Genomic DNA, 16,595 nt, shown 5'->3' with positions numbered 1-16,595 from the left:
CATGTTCGTCCCCGATGACCCGTCGCTCGAGGCATTCCGTCAGCTTCCCCGGGAAGAGAAGCTCCGACGCATCGCCGCGCTGATGGAGAAGCGCAAGGCAGAGTTCCCGCTGACGGAGCTCCAGGAGGCCTTCTCCGCGGGGCGGCTGATGGGCGCGGCGGCCGAGCGTGTTGGCTGCCACTTCTATCTGGAGCTCAACCTCGCGGGGCTCGACGTGGGCCGGCTGCGCGAGGCGTGGAGGATGCTCCTCCAGCGGCACGCGATGCTCCGCGCGGTCATCCTGCCGCACGGCCGCCAGTCGGTGCGCGCCGAGCTGCCCGGGGTGGAGTGGGCGGAGTACGACCAGAGGGAGGCGAGCGCGAGGGAGCTGTCGGACCACCTGTCCCGCGTCCGCGAGGAGCTGTCACACAAGGTCTACGCTCCAGGGGACTGGCCGTTGCACGAGGTGCGCATCACCCACGCCCCGGGAGGCTGGGGTGTCGTGCACCTGAGCATGGACGAGTGGATTGTCGATGCGACCAGCCTGAGCCTGTTGCTGACGGAGTGGCGCGCGCTCTACGAGCAGCCTCGGGACGCTCCGCCTCCGCTGAGCTGCTCGTTCCACGACTATGTCGAGGCGCAGCAACACTTCGAGGGGACACCGCGCTACCAGGAGGCCCTGGACTACTGGCTCTCGAAGCTGGAGCCGCTGCCGGGAGGACCCTCGCTGCCCTCCGCGGGGACGCAGGCGCCAGGGAAGACGCGGACCCGTCGCACCTTCAGCCTGGATGAAGGCAGCTGGTCCCGGCTTCGCCAGCAGGCGGAGGCGTTGGGGGTCTCTCCGACCGTGGTGGTGTTGACCGCGTTCACCGAGGCGCTGGCTCAGCTGAGCGCGGAGAAGCGGTTCGCGCTCGTGATGACCTATGCCCACCGGCTGCCGTTCCATCCCGAGGTGGAGCGGCTCGTCGGGCCCTTCACCTCCACGGGCTTGTTCGTGGCGGACGAAGGCGTCGACCAGACGCGAATCGAGAAGGCCCGCGCCTATCAGCGCCAGCTCTGGGAGGACCTCGACCATGCGCAGGTGAGCAGCGTCCGGGTCCTGCGCGTGCTGAGGACCCGGAGCCGCGCCACGCCGGGGTCGGCCTTCCCCGTGGTGTTCACGAGCATGTTGGGACTCGACACGTCCGAGCGAGACACAGGCTGGTTCGGGCAGGTCACCCACATGGTGTCGCAGACGCCGCAGGTCCACCTCGACTGTCAGGTGGGCCAGCGCCATGGCCGCCTCCATGTGCACTGGGACGCGGCCGAGGAGGCCTTCGTTCCGGGGACCGTGGAGGTGCTCTTCCATCAGTTCCAGCTCGCGCTGTCCTCGTGGAATGGGGCGGAGGAGGCGAGGCGCCACGCCACCGTCGAGCCTCCCGCGCTCCTCGCCGTCACGTCCGAGGTCGCGCACCGCGAGGAGGAGTTCCCCCTCACCGATGTCCAGCAGGCCTATCTGGCGGGGCGCGGTCCTCGGGGCGGGAGCGACACGAGCTGCCAGATCTACCAGGAGTTCGATGCCGCGGAGCTCGACGTTCCGCGACTCGAGTCCGCCTGGCAGGCGCTGGTCGAGCGGCACGAGATGTTGCGCGTGCGCTTCCTGCCGAACGGTCGGCAGCGCTTCCTGTCGAGGTGCGAGCCCTACCGGTTCTCGCTCCTGGACTTGCGAGGCCAGGTGGACGCGGAGGCGCGGCTCGAAGCCCTCCGCCATGAGCTGACGCATACGGCGTTCCCGCTCGAGGGCGGACCGCTCTTCGCCATCCGGGTCTCGCGCCTGGAGACCTCTCGCTGGCGCATCCACTTCGCCATCGACACCCTCATCGCGGATGGGCCGAGCATCGCGCGACTGTTCGAGGAGTGGTTCGCGCGCTACGTGGACCCGTCCTCCGACGCCGCGCGAGCCCTGGGGCTCAGCTATCGGGACTACTGCGTCGCGCTGCAGCGGTTCCGGCTGACGCCGCTCGCGGCGGAGCACCAGGCACATTGGGAGCGGCGGCTCGCGGGGGCTCCCGGGGGACTGCCTCCGTCGTTGAGAGGGGGCAAGCCGATGGCCCTCGGAGCCGTTCCGGCGAGGGAGCGGCGCACGGGTGTCGTGCCGGAGTGGCGGCGCTTGAAGGCCCATGCGGAGCGGTGGGGGGTGGACCCGGAGTCCGTCGCGCTCACCGCGTTCTGCGAGGTGCTGGCCCGGCCTCATCCGGAGAAGGACTTCACCGTCGTCGTCGTGGACTGGCGACGGTTGGCCGTGCATCCCGACGTGGAGGAGGTGGTCGGCGACTTCACCGCCCTGCGCTGGTGCGTCCGCGAGGCCATCCCCGGGCTCTCATTCCTGGAGCGCGTGCGGCGCAACACGGAGCGGCTCCAGGCGGATGCCCGGTGCGGCGCCCTCAGCGGCCTGGGCGCCCTGCGCAAACTCGCGAGGAGCGGGGGACCCGACCGGGGTGTCTTTCCCGTGGTCTTCACCAGCCCGCTGCCTCGGCCTCCCCTCCAGTTGCCGCCGGGGTTCTCCACGGGAGAGGGCCTCTCGCACACCCCCAACGTCCTGCTCGACACCATCCACTTCGAGGTCGACGGACAGCTTCGCTTCCACTTCGACGCGGTCGCCGGCGCCATCCCCGCCGAGGCGCTCGAGCGGGCCTTCACGGAGTACGAGCACCTCCTCGCGAGGCTCTGCGCGGAGCCCGACTGGGAGCGGCTCGTCGTGGAGTCCTCCCCGGTGACTCCTCCACGAGCGGACGTGCCGCCGTCTCACGAGGCGAGGAACGACACCCACGTGGCCTTCCCGCTCGAGCGCTGCCTGCACGAGTGGATGGAGGACCAGGCCGACAAGACGCCCGACCTGGTCGCGGTGCGCCAGGGCGAGCGAGCCCTGAGCTTCCGGGAGCTGGAGGCCGAGGCGAACCGCTGGGCGCATGTGCTGCGGGGGCTGGGCGTCGGGAAGGACTCGGTCGTCGCCGTCATGGCCGAGCGCTCCGTGGAGCTGGTGGTCGCCCTGGTCGCGGTGCTCAAGGCGGGCGGCGCCTACCTCCCGTTCGACCCCGAGTACCCCGAAGAGCGACTGAAGCTCATGGCCGACGATGCGCGGCCGCGCGTGCTCCTGACGCAGCGGCGCTTCGAGCACCTCCTGCGCTCGTTCAGCGGGCACCGGCTCTCACTGGATGGTGAGACCTCGGTGAAGGCCCAGCAACCCACCGCTCGCCTCGCGAAGGTCACGGACCCGGACCACCTGGCCTATGTGCTCTACACCTCCGGCTCCACGGGGAAGCCGAAGGGGTGCATGGTGTCGCACCGGGCCATCTGCAACCGGCTGCTGTGGATGCAGCTCCGCTATCCGCTCTCCGAGAAGGACCGGGTGCTGCAGAAGACTCCGTTCACCTTCGATGTCTCGGTCTGGGAGTTCTTCTGGCCGCTGATGACGGGGGCGGAGCTGGTGCTCGCGGCGCCGGGCGGGCATCGCGACAGCCGCTATCTGGCGACGCTGATCCAGGACGCGCGAATCACCACGTGCCACTTCGTCCCCGGCATGTTGGCGCTCTTCCTGGAGGACCCCAAGGCCGCGGGCTGCGTGTCCCTGCGGCAGGTCTTCACGAGCGGCGAGGCGCTGCCTCCCGCGGTGATGGAGCGTTGCCTGAAGACGCTGCCCACCGGCCTGCACAACCTCTACGGCCCCACCGAGGCCGCGGTGGATGTCAGCTTCTGGGAGTGCCGCTCACGCGCGGATGGGAAGGTCCCCATCGGCAAGCCCATCGCGAACACGCGACTCTTCATCCTCGATGAGGCATCGCGGGAAGTGGCCGCGGGCGCCGTGGGAGAGCTCCACATCGGCGGCGTCAACCTGGCCCGAGGCTACCTGGACCGCCCCGGCCTGACCGCCGAGCGATTCGTGCCCGACGCGGTGAGCGGAACGCCGGGGGCCCGGCTCTACAGGACGGGCGACCTGGCGCGCTACCTGCCCGATGGGGAGCTGGAGTTCCTCGGCCGAGCGGACTTCCAGGTGAAGCTCCGAGGGAATCGCATCGAGCTCGGCGAAGTGGAGGCCGCCCTCGGTGCGCAGCCCGACGTCGAAGCGGTGGTCGTCGTCGTGCGCGACCACGACACGCCGGACCCCAAGCTCGTGGCCTACGCGGCCCCTCGGCAGGGGAAGCGGCTCTCGTCGGAGGCCCTGCGCGCCGCCGCACGGGAGCGGCTGCCCGCCGCGATGGTGCCGAACGTCTTCGTCGAGTTGCCCGAGCTGCCGAGGACCCGGCACGGCAAGGTGGACCGCGCCGTGTTGCCCTGGCCCGTGAGCCCACCGAAGCAGGAGGTGGCCGGGGGGGCTGGCCGAGCAGAGGTCGAAGCCGAGATTGCTGGCTTCTTCCGAGACAGCCTCCAGGTGCGGGACGTCAACGTGACGAAGGACGTGTTCGACCTGGGCGCGACGTCCTTCACCATCGTGCGGATGGTGCAGTGGCTGGAGCGGGCCAAGGGGGTCGCGGTCCCGCTCGAGCTGTTCCTGAAGGACCCCACGATTCGCGGCATCGCCTCGCATGTCACGGCCCAGGCGCACACGCCGCCTCGCGTGGAGACCGCCTCGGAGCAGGTGAGCTTCTTCTCCGCGGAGGAGCGTCAGCGCTTCAAGGACCGCGCGCTGCACCTGCGCCACGACCTGGAGGGACTCCCGTCGCTGCCGCTGGAGCCCTTGGCCCAGGACGAGGCGGCCTATGCACGGAGAGGGTGCCCGGAGCGCTTCCTGCCCGGTCCCATCCCCTTCGAGCGCTTCAACGCCTTCCTGTCGCTGCTGCGGCAGGGGAGCGTGAAGGGGCAGCCGCGGTATCTGTATCCGTCGGCGGGGGCGCTGTACGCGGTGCAGGTCCACCTGTACGTCAAGCCCGGGGCCATCGAGAGCGTGCCGGGAGGGACGTACTACCTGCATCCCGCCGAGGGGCGCCTGTATCGCCTCTCCGAGGCGAACCTCGAGCGCCACCATCACTTCTATTACAACCGACCGCACTTCGACGGCGCGGGCTTCGCGCTGTTCCTCGTCGCGCAGCCGGAGGCCATCGCCCCCATCTACGGAGAGGCCGCGCTGGTCCTGGCCGCCCTGGAGGCGGGCTACCTGGGCCAGCTGCTCATGATGCGGCAGGCGGAGTTCGGGCTGGGGCTGCGGCCCATCGGCGCCATCAACGTGGATCAGGTCCGCGCCTCCTTCCGGCTGAGCGAATCGCACATCGTCGTGCACAGCCTCCTGGGTGGGCGCGTGGACTACGACGAGGTCCGCGCGCCTGTCACGGCGGAGGCGCCGGGCATCGCCATCGTGGGCATGGCGGGGCGCTATCCGCAGGCGGAGGACCTGGGGCGGTTCTGGGAGAACCTGCGCTCCGGCCATCGCGCCATCCGCGCCGCGCCAGAAGGCCGTGAAGGGGTGGGGCCGGGCCGCTCCGCCGGGTACCTCGAGCACATCGACCGCTTCGACCACCTCTTCTTCGGCATCGCTCCCGCCGAAGCCCGCGCGATGGACCCGCAGGAGCGTCTGCTCCTCACCGTGATGTGGGAGACGCTGGAGAGCGCCGGCTATACGGCGGCGGGGCTGAATGCCTCGGCTCGGCGCGTGGGCGTCTTCGTCGGCGTGATGTGGAGCGACTACCAGAACGTCGGCCAGACGGAGTGGACTCGCACGGGGATGGCCAAGGCGTACTCGGTGCACTCGGCCATCGCCAACCGCATCTCCCACGTGCTCAACCTGCGCGGCCCGAGCATGGCGCTGGACACCTCGTGCTCGTCGGCGCTGACGGCCCTGCACCTCGCGCGCGAGAGCATCCTGCGAGGCGAGTGCGACGCGGCCCTCGTCGGCGGCGTGAACCTCCTGGCCCATCCGTATCACCTCAGCCTCCTCTCCAGCCTGGGGCTGGTGAGCGAGAGTGGTCGGAGCTGTGCGTTCAGCGCGGAGGGCTCGGGCTGGGCGGCGGGGGAGGGCGTGGGCGCGGTGCTCATCCGGCGCTTGAGCGACGCGGAGCGAGAGCGCGACGTCATCCACGCCGTGCTCAAGGGCACCTCCGTCGCGCACCTGGGCGGTGGCAGGGGCTTCGGCCATCCGAACCCCACGGCCCAGGCCGCGTCCATTCGCGAGGTGCTCGACGCGGCGGGAGTCGCGCCGGAGACCCTGGGCTACGTGGAGACGGCCGCCACGGGCGCGAGCATGGCCGACGCGGCGGAGATGGCCGCGCTGAACGAGGTGCTGGGGACTCGGCGCCGGACGTCGGGGCCCTGCCTCGTCGGCTCGGTGAAGCCGAACATCGGCCACCTCGAGGCCGCCTCGGGCCTCTCCCAGCTCACCAAGGTCCTGCTCCAGCTTCGCCACGGGCACATCGCCCCCACCATCGACAGCGAGCCGCAGAGCCCGCTCATCCGCCCCGCGCCGGAGGTGCTCGCCGTCAACCGCACGCTGGCGGACTGGCCTCGCGCGGGGGACGTGCCTCCGCGTGCGTTGATCAACGCGTTCGGCTCCACGGGCTCGTGCGCCCATGCCGTCATCGAGGGGTATCGCGTTCCCCCGCGGAAGTCCGCGGCGGTGGGGCCCTGCGTCGTCGTGCTCTCGGCCGTCACGCCGGCGCAGGTCGCGAGGTCCGCCCGGCGCCTCGCTGACCACCTCGCGGCCCTGCCAGAGGCGGAGCGACCGCCCTTGGGGGATATCGCCTTCACGCTGGCGACGGGCCGACTCGCGATGTCGTCCCGGCTGGCGGTGGTGGTCGAGACCGTCGACGACCTGATGGAGAAGCTTCGTGCCGTCGCGCGCGGAGTCCAGCCCGGCGCGGTGGGGGTCCACCAGGGGCAGGTGACAGAGGCCAGGGCGGCACAGCCTCCGCTGACGGAGCAGGGCACGGACGCGGACGCCCTGGGACGTGGATGGGTGGAGGGGAGGGCGGTCGATTGGGCGCGGCACCTCTCCGGGGAGGCGCGTCGGGTCGAGCTGCCCACGTACGCCTTCGAGGAGCACGTGCACTGGCTCGGAGGCGCGGCCGAGTCGGTGGTGCCGACGCCCGCGAGGCCCGAGGTGACGGAGCGCCCCGCGCTGGAGGCCGTGAGGGACTTCCTCGCCCGCATCTACGCCGAGGAGTCCGAGCTCCCCCTGGAGCGCGTGGAGCCTCATGTCCGCTTCGAGCGCCTGGGACTCAACTCCTACCTCGTCGGCCGGCTCAACACCCGACTGGCGCGGGAAGGACTGGAGGGGCTCTCGAAGACGCTCTTCTACGAGCGCCAGTCACTCCAGGAATTGGCGTCGTATCTGCTCGAGAAGCACGGGAGCGTGCTCGGGGCGCGGTGGGGGCTGGACGGTGGGAAGGCCGCCGCCTCCACGACGACGAGCGAGCCCATCGCCATCGTCGGCGTGGCGGGCCGCTACCCCATGGCCGAGAACCTGGACCAGCTCTGGGAGAACCTGGCCCAGGGGCGTGACTGCATCGTCGAGGTCCCCGCCCAGCGCTGGGACCACACGCGCTACTTCGACCCGCGCCGTGGCCAACCTGGGAAGACGTACAACAAGTGGGGCGGCTTCATCGACGCGGCCGACTGCTTCGACCCGCTGTTCTTCGGCATCACGCCGCGAGACGCCGAGTGGATCGACCCCCAGGAGCGGCTGTTCCTGGAGACGGCCTGGGCCACGGTGGAGGACGCCGGTTACACGCGCGAGTCGCTGCGGCGGAGCATGGGCGGCAGTGTCGGCGTGTTCGTCGGGGTCATGTACGGTGAGTACCAGCTCTTCGGCGACCCGGCGGGAAACGCCCCGGTGGGACAGGCCTACGGCTCCATCGCGAACCGTGTCTCCTATTGCCTCGACCTCAGCGGGCCGAGCCTCGCCGTCGACACCTTGTGCTCCTCGTCGCTGACGGCCATCCATCTGGCGGTGGAGAGCCTGCGCCGAGGCGAGTGCGCCGCCGCCATCGCGGGGGGCGTCAACCTCTCCCTCCATCCCAGCAAGTACGTGCTGCACGCCCAGGCCCAGATGTCCGCGAGCGACGGCCGCTGCCGCAGCTTCGGCGCGGGAGGCGATGGCTTCTCGCCCGGAGAAGGTGTCGGCGCGGTGCTGCTCAAGCCGCTCGCACGCGCCGAGGCGGATGGAGATGTCATCCACGCCGTCATCCGCGCCACGGCGACCAACCATGGTGGCCGGACCAGCGGCTACACGGTGCCGAATCCGAGCGCGCAGGCCCGGTTGATTGAAGCGGCCCTCACCGCTGGACGCATCGAGCCGGAGAGCGTCTCGTACCTCGAGGCCCACGGGACGGGGACCTCGCTGGGCGACCCCATCGAAGCGGCGGGCATCGTGGAGGCGATGTCGGTCCCCGGGCGGGAGCGCTGCGCCATCGGCTCCATCAAGTCCAACATCGGGCACCTCGAGTCCGCGGCGGGAATCGCCGCTCTCACCAAGGTCCTCTTGCAGCTGCGGCATGGACGCATCGCGCCCTCGCTGCACTCCGGTGTCCTCAACCCGAACATCGACTTCTCCAAGACCCCCTTCTTCGTCCCGCAGGAGCTCTCGACGTGGGAGGCCGGACGCGACAGCGAGGGGCGGCCCCTGCGTCGCCGCGCGGGCATCAGCTCCTTCGGTGCGGGCGGTGCGAATGCGCATGTCATCGTCGAGGAGTATCGGGCCTCCCCGCGGACACCCGCGGCACACGAGGGGATGCCTCGGTTGCTCGTGCTGTCGGCGCGGACGGACGAGCGGCTGAGGGTCTCCGCCGGGCGGCTCGCCGCGTTCCTGCGGCGTGACGGAGCGCCTCCGCTCGAGGACATCGCGCACACGACGCGCGTGGGACGAGAGGCGCTGGCGCGGCGAGTCGCGCTCGTCGCCTCGACCCACGCGGAGGCCGCCTCCGCCCTTCAAGCCTTCTGCGAGGGAGAGGATTCCCCCGCCGTGATTCAAGGGACGTCTCGGACGGAGGCACACGCGAGGGAGGTGCGCTCGCTCGACATGGCCGAGTCCGAGCGGGTCCGGCTTCGTGGCCTGGGGGCGCGGTGGTCTTCGGGCGAGGACCTCTCGTGGGGCGAGCTGGGCGTGGGCGCGAAGCGTGTCTCGCTGCCGACCTATCCGTTCGAGCGCCAGCGCTACTGGCTGCCCGTCACCGCGCCCGTGCCTCCTCCTGCGGGCGAAGCCCAGGTGCTCCTCTACCAGCCGGAGTGGAGGCCGCTGCCCGTCGTGAAGGGAGCGCCCGCGCCCAGGGGCCCGGTGTTGCTCTTCGACACGAACCCGCCGTTCACGGCGCCCTGGGTGGACGCAGCGGCGGTCTCCTGCACGCGTGTCCTGCCCGGGCGCATCTTCCGGCGACGGGATGAGTCCACCTACGAGATCAATCCCCACTCGAAGGACGACTTCCACCAGCTCACGTGGGAGCTGCTGCGCCGGGGAGCACTTCCTCGCTCCATCCTCTACCGCTGGGCGCACCCCGACATCCTCTCCGGCGCGTCCGCCGATGATGCGTTCTTCTCGGTCTTCTGGCTGACGAAGGCCCTGATGGTGGCGAAGGCGGAGCAGGTGGACCTCCTCTTCATCCATCCCTGGGAGGAGGGGAGGACGGTCCCTCGGTTCGCCGCGATGGCCGCGTTCGCGAAGTCGCTGCGTCGCGAGAACCCGGGCTATCGCTTCAAGACCCTGGCCGTGGACCCGGCCGTGCCTGCCTCGCCCCTGGCCTCGCTCGTCGCGGGGGAGCTGTCCAGCATCGCCTCCGAGCCCGTGGAGGTCCGGTACGCCGAGGGACGACGCTGGGGGAAGTTCCATGTCCCCGTCGAAGTGCCTCACGAGCAGGAGGAGGCCGCGGACATGCCCGGCCGCCCCGTCTACCTGGTGACGGGAGGCGCGGGCGCCATCGGCCTCCTGCTGGCGGAACACCTGGTGGAGACGGAGCGCGCGCGTGTGGCGTTGCTCGTGAGGACTCCGCTGACCGAGGCCCAGGAGCAGCAGCTTCGCGCCTCGAGAGATGTCGTCGTGATTCAGGGCGACGTGTCGCGGCGCGAGGACGTGGCGGCGGCGGTGGTCGCGGTCAAGCGGCGCTTCTCCGCCCTCCACGGTGTGATTCACGCGGCGGGAACACTGCGAGATGGGCTGCTTCGCGACAAGAGCGCCGAGGATGCACGTGAGGTGCTCTCCGCGAAGGTGACCGGTGTCCTGGCCCTGGATGAGGCGACGCGCGACGAGCCCCTGGTGTCCTTCGTCTGCGTCTCGTCGCTGGCGGGCGCCCTGGGCAACGCGGGGCAGTGTGACTACGCCTACGCCAATGCGTTCCTCGACGAGTTCACGCTGTGGCGCGAGCAGCAGCGCCGGGCGGGGCTTCGTCAGGGGGTCACCCGCTCCATCCTGTGGCCGCCCTGGGCCGAAGGCGGGATGCGGGTCCCCGAGGCGCTGATGGCAGAGGTGACTCGGCGCACGGGGATGCTCCCGCTTCCGAGCGATGAGGCGCTGAACGTCTGGTCTCGAGTCGCGCACTCCGGCCCCCCGGTGTGTGTGCCGCTCTACGGAGACCCCGCGAAGCTCCCGCGGGTTTTCGAGGACGAGGCCGCGCCGCCCATGGCGGAGCCTCCACCTCCGCCCCCGGTACAGGACGGACTCCAGGACACGGTGGAGCTGTTGACCCGGGTCCTCGTCGAGGACACGAAGATTCCCCTGGGGGAGTGGGACGCCGGTGCGCCCTTCTCCGAGTACGGCCTCGACTCCCTGGCGGTGGGCCGGGTCACCCGTGCGCTGGAGCGGTTCTTCGGCCCACTGCCGCAGACGCTGATGCTCGACCACCCGACGCTTCGGGACCTGGGGCGGCATCTCTCCTCGCTGCGGCGGACTCCGGCGCCCGAGCCGTCTCGTTCACCGGCCTCCGTCAGTCCGGAGCCGGTGCGAGGAGCGCAGGGGCTCGATGACATCGCCATCGTGGCCTTCGATGGTCGCTATCCCGGCGCGTCCACTCCCGAGGCGCTGTGGGAGAACCTCCGCGCGGGCGTCACCTCCATCACCCCGGTTCCCTCCCACCGCTGGGATGCGCGGGCCCACGCGAACATCTACTGCGCCACCGGGGGCTTCATCGAAGGCGTCGAGGACTTCGACTACCGCTTCTTCCACATCAACCCGGCGGAGGCCCGGCAGCTCCACCCCGAGGAGCGTCTGCTGCTCCAGTGCGTGTGGTCCCTGCTGGAGCGCGCGGGCCAGGGGCCTGCGTCCCTGAGAGACTCACGGACCGGCGTGTTCGTGGGGGTGACGTCGTTGACGTATCCCCTGCGCTCGGTCGAGTCGTGGGTGGAGCGTGGGGACACCCCGCCGGATGTGACGACGTACAGCCTGGCCAACCGGCTCTCCCACTTCTTCAACTGGAGCGGGCCCAGCCTGGTCGTCGACACGGCGTGCTCCTCCTCGCTCGTCGCCCTCCACCTGGCCTGCGAGAGCCTCCGCCGGGGCGAGTGTGAGTCCGCCGTGGCCGCGGGGGCGAACCTCTACCTCCACCCCTCCAAGTACCTGCGCATGTGCCAGAACCGCCTCCTGGCGACGCGGCCTCACGGCATCTTCGCGCGCGAGGGCGACGGCTTCGTGCCGGGGGAGGGCATTGGCGCGGTGCTGCTCATGCCCCTGCGGCGCGCCGTCGCGGGTGGCCATCCGATTCAGGGCGTCATCAAGGCCACGGGGGTCGCACACAGCGGCCGGACGACCCACTTCCTCACCCCCTCTGCTTCGGCGCAGGCGGCCTTGCAGCGCGAGACCCTCCAGCGGTCGGGGCTCTCGGTGGACCGCATCGGCTACGTCGAGCTGCAGGCCATGGGCTCCTCGGTCGGAGATGCCGTCGAGTGGTCGGCGCTGAAGCAGGTGTTCGGGGCGCGGAGCGGTGAGCGCCCGTGCGCACTCGGGTCGCTCAAGCCCAACATCGGACACCTGGAGTCCGCGTCGGGCATGGCCCAGTTGGCGAAGGTGCTGCTCCAGTTGCGGCACGAGGAGCTGGCGCCGAGCCACTTCGCGTCGGCGCTCAATCGCGACATCTCGTTGGAGGGAGCCCCGTTCCAGCTCCAGCGCGAGCGGGCGCCGTGGCCACGCGTGGGGGAGGTGCCTCGCGCAGCGCTCCTCTCGTCCCAGGGGGCGGGGGGCATGCAGGCCTGTGTCGTCCTCGAGGAGTACGTGGACCCGGAGGCGGGGACGCGTGTGCCGGTGCCGGAGCGCGAGACGCTGGTCCCGCTCTCGGCTCGGACCGAGGCGCAGCTTCGTGAAGCGGCGCTCCGGCTGCGCGCGTTCACCGCGACGACCGAGGCGCCGCTGTCGAGCATCGCGTTCACGTTGCAGACCGGGCGCGAGGCCCTCCAGCACCGGCTCGCGGTGGTCGCCGGGAGTCGCGAGGAGCTCGTGCGGGGGCTCGACGACTTCCTGGAGCGGCGTGAGCCTGGCTCGCGGGTCCTGACCGGCGTGGTCACCCGGCTTCACGAGCCGTTGACGGTCGAGTCCTCCGAGTGGACCGGGGCGCTGGCGCGAAGGGACCTGACGCGCCTGGGGCAGTGGTGGACGCACAACGTCCCGATTGCCTGGAGCGAGTGGGTGGACGGGCCGCTGCCTCGCAAGATTCTCCTTCCGACCTATCCCTTCGAGAAGCGTCGCTGCGGGTTGCTCGACGAAGAGGAAGGCACGGTGGTGAGCCGGTACTACGACCACTTCGCCGGGGACTCCGACGTGGATGAGGGGGAGGCGCACCTCGTCTTCGCTCCGCTTCGCGAGCGTCCCGCGGGCTTCTCGTGGCTGAAGACCTTCGTCGAGCCCGCGAAGCACCGGGCCACGTACGAGGCGGTGGTCGCTTCACAGCGGGAGATGAAGGACCTCTTGCTCTCGCGCCTGCCCCTCTCCCAGGGCGCGCTCCGGGTGCTGGACCTCGGGTGCGGTCTGGGAACGGACCTGCTCGGTCTGGCGCGGCGCCACCCCATGATTCAAGGCCACGGGCACACGCTCTCGCCGCGTCAGGCGGAGGTCTGTCAGCGGAGGTTCGCGGTCGCCGGCCTCTCGCACAGGCTGGAGGTGTCGTGCCGCGACAGCGCCCATGGGGACTACGCGGACACCTATGACGCCATCATCGGCTTCGAGGTGACGTTCCACATCGCGGACAAGGAGAGCCTCTTCGGCCTCGTCGCGCGTCACCTCGAGCCCGACGGCAGGCTGCTCCTGGTGGACGTGGTGACCACCACGGTGACCGAGATTGATGCCGCGCATCTCGGGCAGCACACCTCCACGCAGCAGCAGTTCGCCGAGGTGCTGGCGAGGCACGGACTGGAAGTCGTCGAGGTGATTGACGCGAGTGCGCCCGTCGGCCGCTTCCTGGACGACCCGGACTTCGAGCAGAACCTCGCGAGCCTCAGCGCCGCTCACCCCTCACTCCTCCAGACAGAGCCCGAGCACCGAGGCTGGCACCGCTTCGGCATGGGTCTGCGGATGGGGCTCTTCCGCTACCTCCTGATGGAGGTTCGCCCTGCGGGGGCCTCGGCGGACTCGCTCCTGGAGCGCAACGCGGCGGCGTTTGCTCATGCAACCCCGTATCCGGGCGAGCCTGCCCGGCCCGTGCTTCCACCGGAGCGTCCGCGCGTGGCCGCCGAGCCGGGGGTGTCCACCGAGCAGCGGCTTCGCACGCTGGTGGCGCGCATCCTGGAGTACCGGGAGGACGAGCTCGACGGCGACGCCCGCTTCACCGAGCTGGGGATGAGTTCCTTGCAGCAGGTGCTCCTCGTCGAGGAGGTCAACCGGACGTTCGGGCTGAAGCTCAAGGCCCACTCCATCTATGACCACTCGTCGATTCGCGACCTCGCCCGGCATGTCGGAGCGGCGGAGCCCGGTCGTCCGGAGCGGGTGCCCGTCGAGGTGCGCACGAAGCCAGCGCCGCCTCCCCGCGCGGACGTTCGTGTCCAGGCGGATGACATCGCGGTGGTGGGGCTCTCGGCGCGCTTCCCGGGGGCGAAGGACGCGAAGGCTCTCTGGGAGAACCTCATCAAGGGCGTGGACTCCGTGCGGGAGGTCCCGTCGGAGCGCTGGTCCTTGGACGGCTTCTACGATGCGAGCGGGGGCACGGGACGGAGTGTGAGCAAGTGGGCCGGGTTCCTCGATGAGGTGGACCGCTTCGACCCGCTCTTCTTCAACATCGCCCCCGTCGAAGCCGAGGTCATGGACCCTCAGCAGCGGCTCTTCCTGGAGGCGTGCTGGCATGCGCTCGAGGACGCGGGTCATGCGGGGGCACGACTCTCCGGCCTGCGCTGTGGCGTCTTCGCCGGGGTCACCTCCGCGGACTACTCGTATCGCGTGGGCTCCCCGGCCGTTGCCGAGCAGATGGCCCAGGCGATGCTCGGCAACGACCACTCCATCCTCGCGGCCCGCATCGCGTACCACCTGAACCTCAAGGGGCCGACGCTGGCGGTGAACACGGCGTGCTCGTCTTCCCTCGTCGCGGTCCACCTGGCCTGCCAGAGCCTGCTGCGGGGCGAGACGGAGATGATGCTCGCGGGCGGCGTGTCGCTGTACCTCAACCCGAATGCGTTCGTCGTCATGAGCCAGGCGGGAATCCTCTCGCCGGGAGGCCGCTGCCGCACCTTCTCCGCGGGGGCGGACGGCATCGCGGTGGGCGAAGGCGTGGGCGTCGTGGTGCTCAAGACGCTGGAGCGCGCCCTGGCGGACGGCGACCACATCTACGGTGTCATCAAGGGCTCCGGCATCAACCAGGACGGGAAGACGAACGGCATCACCGCCCCGAGCGCGGAGTCGCAGAGCGCCCTGGAGCGGTCGGTCTACGAGCGCTTCGGCATCCATCCCGAGACGCTGACCTATGTGGAGGCGCATGGAACGGGGACGCTGCTCGGAGACCCCATCGAGGTCGCGGCGCTGACGTCGGCCTTCGCGGCCCAGACATCACGGCGGGGCTTCTGCGCCATCGGGTCGGTGAAGAGCAACCTCGGGCACACCTCCGCGGCGGCGGGGGTGGCGGGGTTGATCAAGGTCCTCCTGTCGCTCGAGCACGGGATGCTGCCGCCCACGCTGCATGCCTCGGAGGTGAACCCGCACATCGACTTCGAGGAGAGCCCGTTCTACGTGAACCACCTGCCGCGCCCGTGGGTGCCCGACGCGGGCTTGGGCTTGCGGCGCGCGGCGCTCAGTGCCTTCGGCTTCAGCGGCACCAACTGCCACATGGTCATCGAGCAGCCGCCGCCTCGACGGGACTCCGACGAGGCCGAGGAGGTGGTGCTCCCGCTGTCCGCGCAGACGGAGGCGCAGCTGCGGGAGTTGGTGGAGCGGCTGCGTCGTCAGCTCGCTTCGCTCGAGCAGGCGCGGAGCCTCGGTGACATCGCCTACACGCTCCAGAGCGGGCGGCGTGAGCTGCCCTGCCGGCTCGCGCTGGTGGCCTCCGGACGGAAGGAGGCTCTCGAGCGCTTGCGTGGAGCCCTCGCGGGGGAACAGGAGCTGGCGGGGGTCTATCGCGCCGGGGCCGAAGCCTCGCGGACGTCCATCACCCATGAGGTCGCGGCGCGCTGGGTGAAGGGAGAGCAGGTCGACTGGAGCCGGCTGCATGAAGGGAAGCCGCGTCAGCGAGTCCCGTTGCCGCTCTATCCCTTCGCGCGTCAGCGCTACTGGGTCGACGAGGCACCGCGGCAAGCCGCGCCGGGTCCGCTCTCTCGGCGGCTGATGGGCTCCGAGTTCTATCTGACGGACCATGTGGTCGAGGGGCAGCGGGTGCTTCCGGGCGTCATGGCGCTCGAGCTCGCGTGGGCGGCGTGTGAGCGCGCCTTGGGCCCCCCCGCGCGCATCGAGTCGATGGTCTGGAGCCGGCCGGTCCGCCACACGGGGACTCCGCTGGACGTCGAGCTTCGCCTCACGCCGGGCGGGGATGGCGCGGACTTCGAGCTCGTGGATGGGCGCTCGAAGGACGTCTATTCACAGGGGCGCATCGTCCTGTCGCGGGGCTCCCGAGGTGTCGAGCGCATCGATGTCCAGGGGCTCCAGGCCCGTACGGTGCGTGTCCTCGACGCGGACGCGGTCTACGCCCTGTTCGCCGCGAGGGGCCTGGTCTACGGCCCGCGCCTGCGCTCCATCACCCGGCTCCACACCGGAGCCGATGGGGCCCTGGCGGAGCTGGCTCCGCTCTCCGCGCACGACGGACTCACGCTGCATCCCTGGTGGCTGGACGGCGCGCTGCAAACGATTCTGGGCCTGTCCTCGGGAGACGGGGGCGACCCGTCGATGCTGCGCCTGCCGTTCTCGCTGGAGGCGCTGGAGCTGCATGCGCCGCTCTCCTCGGCCCGCTTCGCACACGTCCAGCGTGCCCCAGGGAGCGCGGCGGGGTCCGTGGCGAAGTTCGACCTGTGCCTCCTCGATGGTGAGGGGCGGGTCCTCGCGCGGATGCGCGAGCTGGCCTTGCGTGCCACGGGGGCCCGAACGGTGGGGGTGCCGCCTCCGACGCCCGTCTCGCGTGTCGTGCCGCGAGAAGGCTCCCTCGATGGCGTGGAAGGGCATCTGCGGACGGTCTTCGCGCGTGTCCTCAAGCTCGCGCCCGAGCAGTTCGACGCGGCCGAGCCCTTCGAGAAGTACGGCATCGACTCCCTCCTGGTCACCCGCCTCA

Annotated in this window: 1 protein-coding gene (running past one end of the window); it reads left to right on the top strand. The window is 70.7% G+C overall.

The annotated features are described in order from the left end of the window. Position 1 precedes the first annotated feature (1 nt). Positions 2–16,595, top strand: the 5' portion of a protein-coding gene (locus MYSTI_RS43295) for a non-ribosomal peptide synthetase (RefSeq protein WP_015350860.1). 6,341 nt of this gene lie beyond the right edge of the window; the window shows 16,594 of its 22,935 coding nt (coding positions 1–16,594); it begins with the start codon at positions 2–4; the stop codon falls past the right edge of the window.

It is taken from the genome of Myxococcus stipitatus DSM 14675 (genome assembly GCF_000331735.1).
Classification (GTDB): domain Bacteria; phylum Myxococcota; class Myxococcia; order Myxococcales; family Myxococcaceae; genus Myxococcus; species Myxococcus stipitatus.
This window is presented reverse-complemented; position numbering and strand designations above follow the sequence as displayed.